15 protein-coding genes and 2 tRNA genes are annotated in these 19,852 nt (G+C 38.3%); all 17 read right to left on the reverse strand.

The window, feature by feature from the left end; all coding sequences use genetic code 11:
- Positions 1–35: 35 nt before the first annotated feature.
- Positions 36–107: transfer RNA gene (locus JOD28_RS06340), tRNA-Gln, on the reverse strand.
- 39 nt (positions 108–146) lie between these two features.
- Positions 147–229, reverse strand: a tRNA-Tyr gene (locus tag JOD28_RS06345).
- A 54-nt stretch (positions 230–283) separates the two neighbouring features.
- A complete protein-coding gene (locus tag JOD28_RS06350) occupies positions 284–1,177 on the reverse strand; it encodes a sodium:solute symporter (protein ID WP_204769988.1) in 894 nt (297 codons plus the stop codon).
- Positions 1,178–1,348: 171 nt separating this feature from the next.
- The gene (locus JOD28_RS06355) at positions 1,349–3,091 is read right to left on the reverse strand and encodes a glycosyltransferase family protein (protein WP_204769989.1); all 1,743 of its coding nucleotides are present in this window, start codon (positions 3,089–3,091) and stop codon (positions 1,349–1,351) included.
- Positions 3,092–3,260: 169 nt separating this feature from the next.
- Positions 3,261–5,153, reverse strand: coding sequence for a M13-type metalloendopeptidase (locus tag JOD28_RS06360; protein ID WP_204769990.1), 1,893 nt, complete (start codon positions 5,151–5,153; stop codon positions 3,261–3,263).
- 136 nt (positions 5,154–5,289) lie between these two features.
- Positions 5,290–6,225, reverse strand: coding sequence for an ABC transporter ATP-binding protein (locus JOD28_RS06365; protein ID WP_204770018.1), 936 nt, complete (start codon positions 6,223–6,225; stop codon positions 5,290–5,292).
- A gap of 2 nt (positions 6,226–6,227) precedes the next feature.
- Complete coding sequence (locus JOD28_RS06370) at positions 6,228–7,277, reverse strand: ABC transporter ATP-binding protein (RefSeq protein WP_204769991.1); 1,050 nt, start codon at positions 7,275–7,277, stop codon at positions 6,228–6,230.
- A 14-nt stretch (positions 7,278–7,291) separates the two neighbouring features.
- Positions 7,292–8,323 (reverse strand): ABC transporter permease, encoded by a 1,032-nt coding sequence (locus JOD28_RS06375; protein WP_204769992.1) that lies wholly within the window; start codon positions 8,321–8,323, stop codon positions 7,292–7,294.
- Positions 8,324–8,334: 11 nt separating this feature from the next.
- Positions 8,335–9,252: an ABC transporter permease gene (locus JOD28_RS06380; protein ID WP_204769993.1), complete on the reverse strand. Its 918-nt coding sequence runs from the start codon at positions 9,250–9,252 to the stop codon at positions 8,335–8,337.
- 77 nt (positions 9,253–9,329) lie between these two features.
- A complete protein-coding gene (locus JOD28_RS06385; RefSeq protein WP_204769994.1) occupies positions 9,330–10,964 on the reverse strand; it encodes a peptide ABC transporter substrate-binding protein in 1,635 nt (544 codons plus the stop codon).
- A gap of 270 nt (positions 10,965–11,234) precedes the next feature.
- Complete coding sequence (locus tag JOD28_RS06390) at positions 11,235–12,872, reverse strand: peptide ABC transporter substrate-binding protein (protein WP_204769995.1); 1,638 nt, start codon at positions 12,870–12,872, stop codon at positions 11,235–11,237.
- A 176-nt stretch (positions 12,873–13,048) separates the two neighbouring features.
- Positions 13,049–13,708 carry an amino acid ABC transporter permease gene (locus JOD28_RS06395; protein WP_204769996.1) on the reverse strand — a complete coding sequence of 220 codons (660 nt, stop codon included), beginning with the start codon at positions 13,706–13,708 and terminating at the stop codon, positions 13,049–13,051.
- Positions 13,709–13,717: 9 nt separating this feature from the next.
- The gene (locus tag JOD28_RS06400) at positions 13,718–14,359 is read right to left on the reverse strand and encodes an amino acid ABC transporter permease (protein WP_204769997.1); all 642 of its coding nucleotides are present in this window, start codon (positions 14,357–14,359) and stop codon (positions 13,718–13,720) included.
- Positions 14,359–15,225, reverse strand: a complete 867-nt coding sequence (locus tag JOD28_RS06405) for a transporter substrate-binding domain-containing protein (RefSeq protein WP_204769998.1) — start codon at positions 15,223–15,225, stop codon at positions 14,359–14,361. Before JOD28_RS06405 ends, JOD28_RS06400 begins: the two co-directional genes overlap by 1 nt.
- 69 nt (positions 15,226–15,294) lie before the next feature.
- Entirely contained in the window at positions 15,295–16,032 is a 738-nt protein-coding gene (locus JOD28_RS06410) for an amino acid ABC transporter ATP-binding protein (protein WP_275587490.1), read from the reverse strand.
- Positions 16,033–16,253: 221 nt separating this feature from the next.
- On the reverse strand, positions 16,254–18,056 hold the full coding sequence (locus JOD28_RS06415) for an ABC transporter ATP-binding protein (RefSeq protein WP_204769999.1): 1,803 nt from the start codon (positions 18,054–18,056) through the stop codon (positions 16,254–16,256).
- A complete protein-coding gene (locus JOD28_RS06420; protein ID WP_204770000.1) occupies positions 18,049–19,827 on the reverse strand; it encodes an ABC transporter ATP-binding protein in 1,779 nt (592 codons plus the stop codon). Before JOD28_RS06420 ends, JOD28_RS06415 begins: the two co-directional genes overlap by 8 nt.
- Between the last annotated feature and the right edge of the window lie 25 nt (positions 19,828–19,852).

The raw sequence follows: 19,852 nt of genomic DNA on the forward strand, positions 1-19,852 counted from the left end.
CCGATCAAATTTGATCGGACTCTTTTTTGCTTTTATTGCCCCTGCTGGATTCGAACCAGCGCATATCGGTACCAAAAACCGATGCCTTACCACTTGGCGAAGGGGCAATAGTTAATCTTTTTAGCCGTTAACTATTAAATCGGCTATGGGAGCGGTAGGATTCGAACCTACGAACCCGAAGGAACGGAGTTACAGTCCGTCGCGTTTAGCCAGACTTCGCTACACTCCCATATCTCAAACAACTATATAATAATACCAAATTTCAAGACACTTAGCAAGACCCTTAGTGGTTTTTTTTTAAATTAGATTTATACGAATCACGTAATAATCCGACTATCGTCCAAAGCGACACCACTATAATCAGTTTCTTAAGTAACGCAACATCTAAGCTTGTAAAGAATTTAGCTGCGACCATAACGCCTAGCACACCGCCAATTGCTACACCTGCATAACCAGTCCATGAAATGCGCTTCATTTTAATGACATTCAATGCTGTGGTTGGCATAATTAAAGCTGCATCTAACATCATCACAGGAAAAGCAACAGCAGGATTAACACCCATCAAAGAGAAGAAAATCAATTCAGGGGCATAATTACCCAATCCCATTGTCATTAATATACCCACACCTAAATTAAAAACAATACCTAAGACCAACCACCAGCCTTGTAATCCATGAACCGTTAAAGCATTGTTTGAGCCTGGTGTTGTTATCATTCGAATAATCATAATCACTACTGCAATAAATAATGCGCCTGCCATCACACGCTGAACCGTTGGTGCATGCCAATTTTTCGTCACATGCGTGCCAACATAGGCACCAATAACTGCAGCTGTTGTCATTGGAATCAAAGTCATGAGTTCAACTTTAACTGCCGTGATAAAAAACAGAGCCTCTATAATTACTGGTATCGCATGCATTGTATTGAGTGTTCCTGGTAATTGACGATCATCTTTAACATACCTCGTCATACGAAAAGCGGCTGTTGTTGTTGCAAATGATCCAATACCTAGTGTGTCACCAAAATCAGTGACAAATCCAATAAGCATCCCCAAACCGAATCGCTTAAAAAGCGGTTCTTTGTGAACGACATAAGCTCTAGTCACAGTGATAATCATCACTAACATCACCAATACTAATACGATTTGAATCATTAATAACACAAGTTTTTCTGACATATCATTTGCTCACTTCAAAAATACAATACCTATTATTGTATCAAAATTTACCAATAATTTCTTATTTTTTTACATGACTTATGACTTGTATTACCTGTAAAAAAAACGGTTGGCTAAATTAGGCTCTCATGCCCTTTGTTTAGCCAACCGTGTCGCTTTACTGATACGATTTTAATTGCGTTTATTTTTGATCCTAACTACCAAACTTCCCAGTAACATACCTACTAGGGTTAATCCAGAAACCCAAATAGCCAATCGATGATATAAGGTCTTATGATACTTGAGTTTAATAGTTCGACTTCCCTGTGGTGTCACGGCCAACTTACCTTTGACAGTCTCAATCGGTAAGTTTTGACCGTGACTGCCAGTAGCTTGCCAGCCTTCATAATTTGTCATTGGTAGGCGTACTTGCGCAGCGGATGTTGGTAAATTCTCAACATTAAACGTATAGCCTTGATGCGTTAACTTTAAAGAACTAAGTTTGCCATTAACATAAATTTGTGTTGCATCCTTTGTATCGCCCCAACTAGCAAACTGGTAACCATTAACAAATCGGACACGTTCCTTACCGAGATAGTCTTTACTACCCAATGGTAGCTGATAGTAATGGGTAATTTGATACACAAAATTCTTATTAGAAACTGTTTTTGGAAATGGTCGGTTATTTTTTTGATAGTTTGCTATATCGTTATTTGCGGTGTAATATGTTGTTGCTTGCATGCGCCAAGCACTCAATAATGCAAGTAAAATACCAACACCAAAAACTAAATTTAACGTTTTAAATCGTAATAATCCAATTTCATAAAAATGAACTAGCCCTTCTACTACAAACAACACCGCCAGCATCATAATAATCGGATAAAATCGTCCCATCATTTGAAAAACATGTAATGGTGTTCTCATTAGAATATCAGTCGGCGTATAGAAAATAATAACAATGCTAACACCTAACCAACCACCAATCCGCTTCATTTGGTTAGAAAATGATTTCAAGTATAACAAGCCCAATAGGACCACAATGCTCATTATAAATACAAATACGCCTACCGGTATCACCGTCCAATTAAGGGTCGCTTGGTTGTTAAGGGACGCAGCAACTGAATCCCAGATAGACACTGTTCCCCATATTTTATTAGCACCAGCAACATGATCCATTAGTAAATGCTGTGCTAGCGGGACAATATAAAAGGCAGACAATAATAATGACAATATACCCGCCTTGATAAGTTGACTTATTTTTGCACGACTAATTTGTTTTTGATATAAGAAAATGACAAACATGACTACTAAAATAATAATTAATAGAAGCGTTGATAATACATGATTAGTTACGGTTATGGCAGTGACTAATCCAGCAAAAATCCAACTTTTACGATTCTCGGTGAACATAATACTATAAAAAGCTGCTACAACCGCTGGGAATAACAAAATACCAATTAATTCACCAGGTAATCCACGAACTTTAATTTCACCAAAAGTGACTGGCGCCAAAACATACAGTATACTAAATACAACAGATTTTAACCGTGCATAGACACCTTTAAAGAATAAAGATCCTGCATAGTAGTTAATAGACATAGCTAACGTCAATAAAATAACATAGCTCACTAATACCGCAGTAACTGCCTGATGTGTTAAAAAATAAATCAATGAAACAAGATAAGTGAATGAATAGCCATAAAAGAAATTAACGCCATAACCATTCTCACCAAACGTATAGGCTGATACGTCGGGTAACCATTGTCCGTTTTCAAACCCCTTTGTTATTTCATATACACGAGACAAGTGGAAAGGTACATCCCATGAGTTAATATACATGGTTTGTTTAAGCAATTGTGGTGTCAAAAATATAATAGCCAGTAACATAAAAACTAGTATTAGTTGCCACCCAGTTAATTTTTTAATGTTGTGCATATTCATTCTTCCAATCGTCATAGTCAAAACACAATTATACACGAAAAATAACTGTAACAAACAATAATTACAGTTTCATACGATAAAAATTACCAATTTTATACATTCAACAGAAAGATTTTTTATAAAAAAGCGCTAATTATAAGTGATTAGCGCTTTTGAATATACCTTACCAAATTTGAACACGTGATTCTGGTGATAACCACATTTTATCATCCGCATTAACATGGAATGCGTCAAAAAAGTCATCAAAATTTTTAACCTGCACATTAACACGCAATTCAGCTGGACCATGTGGGTCAGCAGCTGCAAGTAATCTCATATATTCTGGACGTGCTTTCATACGCCAAATCGTTGCCCAACTATCAAAAAAGTCGGTCACAGAGAAATCTGAATCTAATTTAGCTGCTGCTAAGGCTGCTGCAAGGCCACCCAGATCAGCCACGTTTTCAGATACAGTTAATTTACCATTCACTTTTGCACCATAGGAATCCAGGCCATCAAATTGTTTAACGACCTTATCTGTGCGCTCATGAAAAGCCGCAAAATCATCATCAGTCCACCAATTATTAAGACTACCAAATTCATCAAAAGATGCGCCATTGGTATCAAAGGCATGTGATATTTCATGGGCAATCACCGCACCAATGCCACCGTAGTTAGCTGATGACGACTGTTTTAGACTGTAGAATGGCGCTTGCAAAATTGCTGCAGGAAATACAATTTGATTTTGTTGTGGGTCATAGTAAGCATTAACCAGATGCGCAGGCATATGCCACTCACTACGATCGACAGGTTGTTGCCACTGAGACCATGAATAGGCAATTTCAACCTGCCTTAACTGCGTAGCCACTTCAAACAATGTCTTTTCTGGTGACACGACCTTTTGATATAATCTAGCTGGTAATTTCTCGGGATAACCAATGTGTGGCACAATCGTATTTAGTTTAACAATTGCTTTTTGCTTGGTTTCTTCATTAAGCCAATCGTTTGATTGCAATCGCTGTTTAAAGACATCAATCATTGTTGCTACTTTGGCTTCAACATCTGCTTTTGCTTCTGGTGAAAATTTTTGTTGTGCGTAATAATAACCAATAGCTTGGTTAAATGGCTGTGCCGCCAAATAAACAGCCGCCTTCTCTGTATGCATTGCTTCTGGCAAACCAGTTAATTCTCGTTGATATTGCCCACCTAAAATACGAATTTCATCAGACAAATAACCAGTAAATTGGTTAGCAACTGTCACAATCAAATACGCCTTTAACAAAGGCCAAGCTGATTCTGAATAGAATTGATCAGCTGCTGCCCAAAAGCGCTCCTCAGGCACAATAATTTTATCTGGACGTTGACCTATCAAGTCAGTTAAAATATCATCTAATGGCAATTCTGGCACTAATTTTGTGAACTTTTCCCAGTCATATGGATGATACAATTTCGCATATTCATGGTTTTCTTCTTGACTCAAGACAACCGCTGCTGCTCTCGCATCAAGTGCTAAATATTTATCAATTAAATCAGTCGTCTCTGCCACTGAAAAACCAAAATATGGTAATAATAATTCTTGCTCTTCACGGAACTTTTTTAACAAGGTTTGTCCCTGTTCGTGCCCTTTTTCGTAATATGTTGTATCAGGCAAAAGCAAACTTAGAGCCCCAGCCCACAAAACATTCGTCTGTGCATCTTTAAAATCTGGTTCAACACCCAAAGGCAAAGCATTTGGGAAGCCAGATTTTTCTAGTGCCACAATATGTTTCGAAAATTCAGCAAAAGAATTAAAACTCTGATATTGTGCGATAAGCGGTAATACAGGCTTGACGCCCAACTCATCACGTGTTTTCGTATCTGCAGTTAGACGATGATATGCTACAAAATTCTTCAAAATTGTATCTTCAGGCAGATCGTTTCCTTGTTGCCAACCCTTGCTTGTTGCAATTAACCACTGTTCAATGTCATCAGACAAATCACTGAATCCACCTGTCCGTGGTTTATCGTTAGGAATAACGGCTGTTTTTTCCCATTCCCCATTAATCGCTTCATAAAAATCATCTTGTAATCGAACCATAATCACTCGCTTTCTTAATTAACATTTCATTAATAACTGATTACAATTATACACATTTTTTATTTGAATTTCACGCCGACACTGACCATAAAAAAACTATGCACCATAATGTTATGGTGTATAGTTTTTTATTGACTTAGATTTGTTGTGATTTATAAGTAGCAGCTTCTTCTGCTGTTGCCAAAACAAAATGTCCTGGATTAACTTCAATCATCTGTCGGTCTTTGCCATCTGTTTCAATAGTTGTGTCATATGCAACGTGTTGACGCAAACTTTCAACTTCGGGATCAGGTACTGGAATAGCTGACAGCAAGCTTTTAGTATAAGGATGCAAAGGATGATTATATACAGCATCCGCTGAACCAATCTCAAGTAGCTTACCCCAATGCATCACGCCTATACGATCAGAAATGTACTTCACCATTGACAAGTCATGTGCAATAAACAAATACGTCAGTGAATGTTTTGTCTGCAATTCTTTCATAAGGTTAACAACTTGTGCTTGAATCGAAACATCTAGTGCTGATATTGGCTCATCGGCAATAATAAACTTCGGATCAACTGCCAATGCACGTGCGATACCAATTCTTTGCCGTTGTCCACCAGAAAATTCGTGTGGATAACGTGTTGCATGATCTTCATTCAGCCCCACAAGCTTAAGTAGTTCTTGAACTTTAGCATTACGTTCTGTCTTATTCTTTGCTAATTTATTAATATCAATACCCTCAGCAATAATGTCACGTACTTTCATACGTCCATTTAAACTTGCCTGCGGATCTTGAAAGATCATTTGTGAGTCTTTACGGAACTCAGATAAATGTTTGCCTTTCAAGTGTGTTACATCTTCACCGTTAAATAAAATTTCACCAGCAGTCGGCTCATGTAATTTTAAAATCGTACGCCCAATGGTTGTTTTACCTGAACCTGATTCGCCAACCAACCCAAATACTTCACCTTCATAAATATCAAAAGTGACATGATCAATCGCACGAACTTCATTGGCCTTACCTTTGTTAAAATAAAGTTGTAAATCTTTCAGCTCAACTAACTTCTTTGGTGTGCTTTCAGTCATCATTAAGCCTCCTGCCCTTGAATTTCTTGCCAACGTGCCCAGCGCTTTTGAATCTGTAATGGCGGCGTTACTTTCGGCGCGCGTTCGTCAAGCAACCAAGTCGCAGCATAATGTGTGTCACTTACTCGGAAAAACGGTGGTTCTTCTTTTGAATCAATTGCCAAAGCATACACATTACGTGATGCAAACGCATCCCCTTTGGGTGGCATTAACAAATCAGGCGGTGTTCCTGGAATAGCTTCCAAAGAACCAACTTGTGTATCAGTTGTCGGCATAGAGTTTAACAGCCCCCACGTATAAGGGTGTTGTGGATTAAAGAAAATTTCATCCACTGTGCCATACTCAACAATTTTACCAGCATACATCACTGCCACACGGTTAGCCATACCTGCTACAACACCCAAATCATGGGTAATGAAGATAATTGAACTACCAGTTTCTTTTTGCAGATCTTTCATCAAATTTAGAATTTGAGCTTGAATCGTCACATCAAGTGCTGTCGTTGGTTCATCAGCAATCAAAATTTCTGGATCAGCAGCTAATGCAATAGCAACCACTGCACGCTGACGCATACCACCAGACCACTGATGTGGGTAGTCATTGATATGCCCTTCAGCATTAGGAATGCCTACGCCCTTCATTAATTCCAAGGCTCTAGCCAATGCATCTTCTTTTTTCATTTGACGATGTTTAATTAACGGTTCAGCAATTTGCATACCGATTTTCATCGTTGGATCTAAACTTGTCATTGGATCCTGAAAAATCATAGCAATTTCATTCCCACGAACTGATTGCCACTCAGATTCTTTCAAATCTAATAGATTACGATCTTTAAATAACAAACGTGAATTATCCGGAATTGAAGCATTTTTGGCATTGAGTCCCATCAATGTCTTGGTCGTTACTGATTTACCAGAACCGGATTCACCGACAATAGCCAATGTCTCCCCCTCGTTTAAATCAAAGGATACATCACGAATTGCTTGCACTGTTCCTGCATACGTATTGAAGTTCACGTGCAAATTTTCAACTTTTAAAATTGGATTACTCATAATTTGCACACCTCTTAGTCTTCACTCGCACGTGGGTCAAAAGCATCACGCAAACCATCACCCAATAGAATGAAAGCCAATGATACCAAAACCAACACTGCAGATGGAATTAATACTTGATAGGGATAGAACTGTAACATCGCTTGGGCATCTGAAATTAAAGAACCCAGTGAAGCAGTCGGTGGTTTAACACCTAAGTTAATGGCTGATAAGACTGCTTCAAACATAATCGCAGTTGGCACCGTCATCATGATTTGCACAATAATAGTGCCTGCCATGTTTGGAATTAGATGTTTCACGGCAATCTTGAATGAACTTTCACCCAATGATTGTGCCGCTAATACATAATCACGTTCTTTTAATGTTAACGTCATGTTTCGAACTTGTCGCGCCATACCTAACCAACCTGTCATAGCGATGGCTAAAATAATAGATAACACACCGCCGCCTAATAACAGACCAAGCATCGTCACAATAATCAAGTTCGGAATGGATGATAGAATTTCAATGATACGTTGCATCACATTGTCAATCCAACCACCTTTCCAACCAGCAAAGACACCGTAACCAACACCAACAACCAAATCAATCAATGTCGCAACAATGGCTACTAATAATGAGATACGCAAACCAACAGTGACACGCTTTGCAACTGAGCGGCCAATATTGTCAGTCCCTAAAATGAATTTTTTATTTTCCGGTACACCTTGTGATTCATATACATCTGTTGCTGTTGTGTCACCAGGTGCTTTTATTTTGCCGTTCCAGCCCGGAATTGGCAAGCCTGAATTTGGTGGCAAGTTTTTGTAAACACCAACTTTATCAGAATTAAATGCATTTGCTTGTTTTTGTGGCACAAAGAAATTTGACAAGACTGCAAATGCCAAAATAATCACTAAGAACCACATTGAAATTACTGCAAGTTTATTAAGTTTGAGTCGACGCCAGGCATCTTGCCAAAAAGACAAGGCTGGTTTTGAGATATGCTCGTTGGCTTCAGAGCTTTGTGCGCCAACGATGACAAAATCTTGAGTATTTGCTGCCATCATAAGCCTCCTTATTGCAAACGAACACGCGGATCAATAATTGCTGTCAAAATATCCGTTATCAAAATCATAACCATCAACATTGCTGAATAAACAATTGTTGTACCCATAATCACTGGAAAATCTTTTGATGGAATTGACAAGACAAACTGTTGACCGATACCAGGTATTGAAAAGATTTGTTCAATCAATGTCGACCCTGTTAGTAATCCAGCAGCCATCGGCCCAATTAAAGTCAATACTGGAATCATAGAATTACGATAAGCATGTTGGTTAACAATTTCTTTGGCACTTAATCCTTTGGCTTTAGCTAATTGTACATAATCAGATCCTAGAGATTCAATCATTTCAGACCGTACAAATCGCGTCGTGACTGCTGCTGGACTTACAGCAAGTGCAATTGTTGGTAGTATCGTTTGTGAAAATGAATCACCCCAACCAGAGACTGGGAACAATGGCCACTTGAACCCAAATACGTAGACCAAAACAATACCCAAAATGAAACTAGGGATTGAGATACCCAACGTTGAGATGACACCCAATGTTCCATCAATTTTGTTATTCTTGTTTCTTGCTGATGCAGCACCCATAAATAGACCTGCAATGACACCGACAACTAATGCCTGTGCGCCCAATTGGGCAGACACTGGCAGACGTTGTCCGATTAACATACTAACCGGTTGGTTTTGATATTGGAATGATGTCCCAAAATCACCGTGCGCTGCGCCAATCAGATAATTTAAATATTGTTGCCACAACGGTAAGTCTAATCCGTATGTTGTCTTTAATTGTGCTAGCGCTTCAGGCGTTAACTTAGGATTATTGAACGGTGTTCCTGGCATAATTTGCATCAGGAAAAATGTCACCGTAATCACTAAGAAAAGCGTGAAAATAAGTAACAGCAATCGTTTTAAAATATATTTCCACATAACATCATCTTTCTAAACAAATAAGAATCGATTTACGTTAACTCTTATTTGAAATTAAATATTTTTACGACCTATTGTTACTTGCGATACGCATATTTGAAGTCTTGGAGCAAACCTGTTGTGTTTGTTACAACAGCTTTGACATCCGGATTTTGCAAAGCGTAATGCGCCCTGAACATCAATGGACTATAGTTAGCATTCTCAAACAAAGATTTTTCTGCATTTTTATAGTCTGTATCTCGACTTTTCTGGTCTAACGCATCTGTTGTTTCAGCCTTATTAACAGCATCAGTATAGGTGTCATTGATAAACTTACCATCATTATAAGCCCCATTATTTTTAAATAGGTCATAGAAAGTTGACCCTTCAGGATAATCACCACCCCACGCCGTTAGCAAGATTTCAAAATTTTGATTCTGAGCATCTTGTAATCTTTGCTTAAATGGTACAAATTTTTGATTGATTGTCAAACCAGGCAGTGCTTTTTCCCAAGAACCTTGCAAATAATCAACAACGACTTTGTTTGCAGGTTGGTCTGAAGCCGCTTCAATCGTTAAATTAGCTTTGGTTTCGCCAATTTCTTTCAATCCTTCAGCAAATAATTTAGCTGCTTGATCTTTATCATACGTATATCCAGGTGCCACATACTTAGCTAAGTCAGTACCACTTGCTGTTTTAGCTAACCCTGTTGGTACGATAGCTGTTCCAGCTGTAGATACGCCACCAGTCACTTCTTTAACAAGTTCCTCACGATTTGTAGCCAAATTCAAAGCCTGTCGAATTTTAGTATTAGCTAAAAATTTATTGGTTCCTGTCTGATTATACTCAATGTAATCTGTTCGTGCTTCTGGTACTTTAACACTGTTCTTATTGCCCTTGTTTGCACTATAAAGCTCCGTTGTGGTTAATGGTGCTTCATCTAATTTGCCTTGCTTGTAGAGTTGAACAGCTGTCTCAGGCTTCTTGACCACTTGATAGGTTAATGTTTGTGTTTTGACGCGCTTAGCATCCCAATAATTTTTGTTCTTCACAAGTTCAAATGTACCATTCGTGCCATTCCAACCCTTAAAGGTGTAAGGGCCTGAGTACAATTGTTTATCAGATGTTGTGCCATATGTCTTCCCTTGCTTAGTAACAAACGATTCCTTTTGAGGCATGAAATTTGAAAAAGTGAGTAGGTATTCAAAATGTGGCATTGGATGTTCTAAATTGAAAGTCACTGTGTTGCCTTTGGCGGTCACCCCTAAATTAGCTACCTTTTCTTTACCCGCAACAATTTTATCTGCATTCTTCACACCTGATGCTAGATAAGCATATTGTGAGGCGGTTTTAGGGTTAACAATACGCTGCCATGAATAAACAAAGTCTTGCGCTGTTAACTTTGATCCGTCCGACCACTTTAGCCCATTACGTAATGTAGCAGTATAAGTTAAGCCATCGCTCGACGCTTTAACAGACGTCGCAAGGTCAGGAATTGCCTTCCCCTTAGCATCGACTCGCAACAAGTTAGAACCTGAATTACCAATAATTTGATTAGAATATTGATCAGTATTTTTTGAGATATCTAACGTTTGAATATCTGTTGGCAATGAATAATTTAATGTGCTCTTTGCAGCAGTTTTTTCACTGCCCCAAAGTCCTGCAACGCGTGTGCCACCGGCGACAACAACAACCGCTGCTGCACCGATAGCCACCTTTTTCCATGTATCCATACTACTATCCTCCCAAGATATGTCAGTCCTTTTTAAATACATATTAGTAAATAATACTATATCACTTAGCATTATCATATACAACTAATACTTAGTCGTTATATCTCATAATATGATTTTATGATTACAGCCATAAATAGTTTGAGCAGGAATGTTAATCGCTTGAATATTATTATATGCTGCCTGACATTACCTTCTTAAATAAAATAAGAATCAACTAACGTTAATTCTTAATTTACTCATTCAACTTGATTTTTTTGTTTCACGCTATTACTTCTTAACAGCTGATTTCCAGTCTTGGTTCAGACCTGTTGTATTAAGAATAATACCTGTCACGTTAGGATTTTGCAAAGAGTATCCTGAACGGAAGTACAATGGGTTAATATTATTATCCTTAAACAATGCTGCTTCGGCGTTCTTATAATCTGTGTCACGTGCTGCGTCATTCAAAGCATCGGTTGTTTCTGCCTTTTTAACTGCAGCATTGTAGGCAGCGTTTTTGAATTGACCGTTGTTATATGATGCCCCATCTTTAAACAAGTCATAGAACGTTGAACCTTCAGGATAATCACCACCCCAAAGTGTCACGACAACATCAAAGTTTTGTGTCTGTGAGTCCTTTAGACGTTGTGAAAATGGTACTAATTTTTGGTTAACTTTCAAACCTGGTAATGCTTTTTCCCAAGAACCTTGTAAGTAATCTACAGTTGATTTTGCAGCAGGTGAGTCAGCATCAGACGTAATTGTGATCGTTGCCTGAGTTTCACCTAATTCTTTCAAGCCCTCTTGGAAAGCGGCCTTGGCAGCAGTCGCATCAAACTTGTATCCTGGTGCTACAGTTTTAGCTAGATCTTTGCCAGATGCTGTCTTAGCTAAGTCTTCCGGTGCTAAACCAGTTGCAGGTGTTGAAATACCAGCTGTTACCTGATCTGTCAATTCTTTACGATTTGTAGCTAAGTTTAAAGCTTCTCGTATCTTAGCGTTAGCCAAGAATTTATTCTTACCCGTTTGATTGTATTCTATAAAGGACGTTGTTGCTTCAGGTGCCTTCACAACATCTTTATTATTTTTGTTTGCCTTGTATAATTCAGGTGTATTAGCAATGGAAACACGGTCAATTTTACCTTGCTTATACAATTGCACAGCTGTTTCTGGTTTCTGAACAACTTGAATGTCAATTTGCTTTGTTTTAACATTCTTGGCATCCCAATAATTATCGTTTTTAATTAACTTAAAGCTGTTGTTAGTACCATTCCAACCTTCAACCTTATAAGGGCCAGAATAAAGCGATGTTTTCGAAGTTGTCGCATATTTTTTGCCTTCCTTATTAACATAACTTTCTTTTTGTGGCATAAAGTTAGCAAATGTTAACAAGTATTCGAACTGCGGCATTGGTCGTTCAAGTTCAAAAGTGATTGTATCACCCTTTGCTGTTACGCCAAGCGTATCAACAGCTGCCTTGCCTGCAGCAATTTTATCTGCATTTTTAACACCAGATGCTAGGTAAGCATATTGTGATGCTGTTTTAGGGTTAACAATACGTTGCCATGTATAAACAAAATCTTTAGCAGTCAATTTTGATCCGTCTGACCACTTCAAGCCATCCTTCAAGACAACGGTGTAGGTCAAACCATCTTTTGAATGTTTCACAGACTTAGCCAGTTCGAGCTGCGCCTTACCCTTTGAATCAACACGCATTAAGTTTGCACCAGAGTTACCAATGATCGTGCCGGAATAAGTATCCGTATTCTTAGAAATATCCAATGTCTGAATTGGTGTGGGCAACTGGAATGATAGATTTTTACTATTTCCTGCTGAACTACCACCCCAAAGACCTGCTGCGCGTGTACCGCCACCGACAACAACAACTGCTGCTGCACCAATGGCCACTTTCTTCCATGTTTCCATTGCTCATATCCTCCCGAGATATATTTGAGTGTTTTAAGTTTCTAATTAACAGATATTAGTATACCATGTGTGTTTCTCATATACAACTCATTATAACTGGTAATATTTTATGGTTAAAAAACAATCAATAACTATCTCATTTGCTAGTTTTTGATTAAATATCCGAGCATACCAGGCTATGCCAACTTATGATCAGCCCATCTTGCGATAAGTGACAAACCATAATTCAATAAGAAGTAAACTAATGTAATTGCAATTAAGACTGGTATGATGTAAGTTGAATTTTGTGCATAAACAATTTGACCACGATACGTCATTTCGGCTAATACAATGCCTAATGCCAAACTTGTATCCTTTACCAATGAAATCAACTGTGAAATAATTGGCGGAATCATTCTTTTATACGCCTGGGGTAAAATAATATAAATCATCGTTTGCATATTACTTAAGCCGTTTGCACGCGCACCTTCAAACTGCCCAATATCAACCGATTCAAGCCCACCACGGACGATTTCTGCTAACATGGCTGATTCAAAAGTACTCATAGCAATCACAGTTGCCCAAAAAATAGGTAAGTGGATGCCAATTTTTGGTAATGCAAAGTAGACAAAGAAAATGATAAGTAGTAACGGCAAATTACGAATAACGTTATTAATTGTCCCAACAAACTTAGAAAAGAATGGTAAACGTTCAAATTGAATGATACCAACAACCGAACCAAAGATAAGGCTTAAAATCACCGATATGACCGATACGCCTACTGTAATACCCAAGCCGCCCAATAGGTAAAGGACGTTTTGTGGTGTAAAGGCACTAAATATTCCTAATGTAACCATAATTCCTCCTTACGCTGCGTGCTTGAGCTTACGCTCAAGGTGTTGCATATAGTAACTCAAAGGCAATGTGATAACTAAATAAAATATTGCCACAATGATGTAGGTGCTAAACGTATCAAATGTATTGGCAGCAACCATGTTACCTTGATACATCAAATCTAAACCGCCAACAAAGGCCAGAATAGATGAATTTTTCACTAAGTTAATAAACTGGTTTCCCAATGAGGGTAGTGAAATACGAAATGCCTGCGGTAATACGATATGCTGCATGGCTTGTGCAAATGACAAGCCATTTGCACGTGCACCTTCCATTTGTCCAGAATCAACAGATAAGATACCGGCACGTACTGTTTCGGCTATAAAAGCTGATGTATATAACATCAAAGCGACTGTTCCTGAAGTAAAGCCACTCATCTTAATATATTTGGAAACAACAAGGAAGAAAAAGAAAGTAATAATCAACAAGGGAATATTTCGGAAAACTTGCACATAAACATTACCAATCTTCCGAGCCCATTTTTGTGGCACAATTTGCATAATCGCAAATCCAGTACCAAGTATCATTGATCCAACTAATGCAATCACGCTTGAAAGCAATGTATAACCAAATCCTTGTAAGAATGTTGGGAAATTATCTTGTAATAAATTCATTATTTCGCCTCCAAACTATGCCAATCAAGCCCGGGTACATTGCTAAACCACTTCTTGACGAGTTTATTATAAACACCATTTTCTTTAATGGTAGCTAGCGCCTTGTTTGTTTCATCTATCATAGGCTTTTGATTATTATCAAATGCTATACCATACGGACCGTGTGTAAACGCCTTACCAGCGATATGGTATTCAGGGTTTTCTGTGGCGAACCCATACAAGATGGCATTATCCGTTGACATTGCCTGACCTTGACCACTCTTTAATGCCTGCATGCCTGTCGCATAATCCTGCACAGCAAGCATTTTTGCCTTAGGCGCAAACTTTTTTAATTCGGTCGCGGCAGTTGTACCAACGACAACAATTACCGTGTATTTTGAACTATTCATGTCTTTAATTGAACGAATGCCTGAATCCTTTTTAACCAGAATAGATTGTCCAGCATCAAAGTATTGATTAGTAAAATCAATGATCTTTTCACGTTCTGGCGTGATGGTCATTGTCGAGACAGAACCATCAATGTTGGTGTTTTTGATTAATTGCATCTTTGATGATGATGATACTGGCACAAATTCTGCTGACATGGGTACACCCGTTTGTTTGGATATTTGAACCGTAATCGCTCGCGCAATATCAATATCAAATCCTTGGGAGATACCAGTTTTGGTATCCATTAGCCCAAATAAACGTGTATCCGCTTTAACACCCCATACAATGCGACCGAGTTTTTCTACTCGGGCTAACGTATCTTGATGTTCTTCGTTTTTCTTAGCAGTTGCTGTTGCCCACATTAAACCGAGGACAATAACGGCAGCCAAGACAATTGTGGCAATAATACCAAACTGTCGTTTTTTAGCTTTTTCCATAATGTTTATACGTCAACACTAGTATGCACAACTTTCATTCATACTGGCAAACGCATTTCCTCCATAATCTTAATGATGTTCAACTTGACTCAAAAACTTTTGTGCACGAACTTCCTTTGGTTTTTCAAAGAATTCCCTGGTAGTGCTATCTTCCAATACCTCGCCATCAGCCATGAAAATAACACGGTCGGCAACTGCCTTAGCAAAGCTCATTTCATGAGTAACAACTAGCATTGTCATTGATGAGTCTTTGGCAATATCACGCATGACATCCAAAACATCACCAACCATTTCAGGATCCAAAGCAGATGTTGGTTCATCAAACAACAGAGCTTTTGGACGCATTGCCAAGGAACGCGCAATTGCTGCACGCTGCTTTTGACCACCAGATAGTTCTGAAGGCATATTAGCCGCTTTATCAGCTAAACCAACTTTTTCTAGCAACTCCATTGCAATTTTTTTATTTTCAGCTTCGTCACGTTTCAAAACTAACCGAGGTGCTAACATAACGTTTTCTAACGTCGTTTTGTTGTCGTATAAATTAAAATGCTGAAAAACCATACCAACATTTTTTCGCATACGGTTCATATCTGTTTTAGGATCATGTAAATCAAAACCATTAACTAGTAATTGGCCTTCTTGAATCTCTTCCAGACCATTAATTGTACGAATAAGTGTTGATTTACCTGAACCGGAAGGGCCAATCAAAACAACCGTTTCACCTTCATCAATTTTTAAATTGACATGTTTGAGTGCATGGAAGTCACCGTAGTACTTCTCGACATTTTTGAATTCAATCATTGACATGCTTAAATCTCTCCTTATTCATGTATGTCTACTGTAGCGCATACATATATTAACGTTAAAAGGGTCGCGACTGTGTTGCTTGAAAATTTTATAGTCTGCTCACCTAATTATGTTCTATAATCTATTGTACTCGTTTAGAATCATCTTCGTCAAAGTTATGGCAGAAAACATAACATGATAATGTGAAAACTTTAACATTTATAAACAAATACTTACAATTATTATTCCGTCGCTGTATCTGTTTGTGTGCCCTGCAAACGGTATAAATCATAGTAGCGACCATGTTCTTTAAGCAATTCATCGTGCGTACCACGTTCAACGACTTGACCTTTATCTAACACCAAAATGAGATCTGCATCTTTTATCGTAGACAAACGGTGAGCAATGGCTATTGTTGTGCGATTTTGACGCATTTTTAATAATGACTGTTGAATAAGTGATTCCGTTTCAGTATCAACATTGGCCGTTGCCTCATCCAATATCAATATTTTAGGATCTCTAACAATCGTTCTAGCAAAACTAATTAACTGTTTTTCCCCTGCAGAAAATCCTGAACCACCCTCTTGTACTTGGCTGTGATAATCATCTGGTGTGTCCATAATCAATTTATCAGCACCAATAAATTTAGCAGCAGTCACCACTTGTTGATCGGTAATTGATTCATCGTACATGCGTATGTTAGAAGCAATATCACCGAAAAACATAAAAGGCTCTTGTAACACCAATCCCATTTTTTGGCGTAAATCGTCTCGTTTGATGTCCCTGATATCATGACCATCAATTAAAATTTGACCCGCTTGAAAATCATAAAATCGCATCAAAGCATTAATAGTCGACGATTTACCTGATCCTGTATGACCCACTAAAGCAACAGTATCTCCGGGATTTGCTGTAAAGGTGAGATCTTCTAAAATTTTATGCTGACCGTCATAGCTAAAATCAACATGCTTAAATTCAATTTTTCCTTCTGTAATGATTTTATTGGCAGTTTCATTTTGCTTGGGTGCATCAGTATCTTCCGCCAAAATACCTAAAATTCGATACCCAGAAACCATGCCTTCTTGGAAGGGACTAAATAGGTTCATCACACTTTCTAGTGGGCTAAAAATATTATTTAAATAAGTCGTAAAGGCATAGATGACACCAGCTGATACAACCGTTGTCATGGACAAAACACCGAAGTACCAAAATACGAGCACCGTTGCTGCGCCGAGTAACAAATCAATCATGGGCTCTAGTAATAACGCATCTGCTTGAATCATTCGAAAACGTGCGTTGAAATATTCCCCATTTACTTTAGCAAATGATTTCTTAAAGCGCTCCTCTTGATAAAATTCTTGAATAACGTCAATGCCTGTGATACTCTCTGCTATTTTGGCATTTAAGTGTGACAAACGCTCGCGCATATGGCGAAACAAGCGCGATGAAAAACGTTGATATATCAGCACAGAACCGATAATAAAGGGTACAAAGACAAGCATTAGAAAAGTCGCTTTCACACTAACCGTTAACATACCAACATAAGCGCCAATCATGCTCATGGCAACAAATGTTAGTTCCATGAAAAAACGCCAAAAATCAGCAAGCGAGGCTGTATCATTATTGACACGTGTTACCAGTGACCCTGCTGGTACTTGGTCAAAATAACGCATCCCCAAAGTATGTAACTTTCGAAACACTTTAACACGTAAGTCTTCTAACGCATATTCAGCTGCCACGGTAAAATAATAAGCGTTCAAAAAATCTGTTACAGCCTGTCCTAAACGAATAACGACAACTAATATGGCGAAACTAAGCATCACCTGAAACGTCACATGATTATTTTGTTGTAAATAATCCGTCATATAATAAGCAATAATGCGTGGTGCAGCAGCCTGAAGTAAAGCAAAGACTGCGCCAAAGGCCAATGCCCAAAAAAACATTTGTCGAAAGGGTTTAGCTGTCCTAATCAATGTCACGATGACATGAATTTGCTCTTTCAACGGAATACTCTTTACCCAAATAGAATCCTTTTTTTCAGCCATCTATACCCGCCTTTCCGTTACCTTTTTTGACTATTTCAGTAACTAACTGTTGTTGACGGAACATTTTGGCATACCAACCATCCATCTCGATTAAGGTCTCATGAGTCCCACGCTCTTTAATTTCACCGTGATCAAGAACAATAATTTCATCAGCAGTCATCACGGAACTAATGCGATGTGCTGCAATAATCGTTGTTTTATCTGCTCTTTGCGTTTTTAGTACGCGCAAAATATTCTTTTCTGTACGCGCATCCACGGCTGATAAGGCATCATCTAAAATTAAAATTTCAGGGTCATTAATTAAAGCACGCGCAATCGCTAAACGCTGTTTTTGCCCACCTGATAAGCTAACACCGTGTTCCCCAACTTCCGTGTCATAACCTGCTGGTAAGGATAAAATATCATCATGAAAATCAGCTTGTTTAGCAGCAAATGCAACATCTTCTTGGCTTTTATTCATATCAGAGAATCGAATGTTATCTCGTATTGTTGTTGAAAATAAAAAGTTTTCTTGCGCAACATAGCCAATCGCCTGCAAGTAAGCCTTTAATGTGTAATCTTTAATGTTGACGTTCCCAACACGAATAACGCCAGAATAGCCATCAAATTGTCGCAATAACAATTTAATTAATGTTGTCTTACCAGACCCAACACGACCCACTATGCCAACCGTACCGCCAGATTTCACTGAGACATGAATGTTTTTTAACGTTGGTTCTTGGTTGTCAGTATCTGGATAGGTAAATTGATTAATTTGAATAACTAAGTCACCCTTGGCAGGTTCTACAACACCATTTTCAGCTTCACTAATGGCAGATTTTTCGGACAATATGTTTTGTACACGTATATATGATGCATTACCACGTTCGAGTACATTAAATAGTTGTCCTAAGCCAAACATCGGCCAAACAAGTAACCCTAAATACGTTGAAAATGATACTAATTGACCAATCGTAATTGCTTTATCAATTACCAGTGATCCACCATATGTCATCATAATGACATAGCTTAATGTCATGATGACCGTAGCCATTGGACCAAATAGCGCATCAATCCGCGCAACCCGCTTATTCACTTGAATCGCATCTTTAACTTGTATTTCGAAGGCTTCAACATCTGCTGATTCTTGCCCCAAAGTCTTGATCGCCTTAATTCCAGCAATAGATTCTTGAGATTTATTGGATAAACGTGAAAATGCTTCCTGTGACTGCGTAAATGCTGCCCGAATTTTGGGTGATAAATACCATACACCAATTACCAAAAGTGGTAACGGTAATACACCGATTAGTGTTAATCGCCAATCAACGACAATAATCATAGATATCACAGTAAAAATGATGACAACAACTGAATCAACTAACATTAGAATACCGCCCGAAGCCACACGCTGTACCGCCGATAAATCGTTGGTTGCATGCGCCATCAAATCCCCTGTCCGATGCCGTTGATAAAATGTGGTATCCATGATCATATAATGATCAAATAACTGTTGTCGCAGTGTTTTTTCAAGCAGCGCAGAACCCTGGAAAATGTTGGTAATCCAGGCATATCTAAACACATACATGAGTAATGAGAATAGCAAAATGCCACCAGCATACAAAAATATTTTTTCAATGGTTAATGTTCTGGAAACAACCTCATCTGTAAAGCGGCCGACCAGTGCTGGTGAAACCATCTGGGATATTTCCGTTAAAAATAAAAACGACAAGCCTAAAGCATAGAGCCGTTTATGAGTACGAAAAAACCACATTAATTTTCCAAAAATAGTCATGTGTCTCTCCCATATCTTATTATTG

Source organism: Leuconostoc rapi, assembly GCF_016908715.1.
GTDB classification, from domain to species: Bacteria; Bacillota; Bacilli; order Lactobacillales; family Lactobacillaceae; genus Leuconostoc; species Leuconostoc rapi.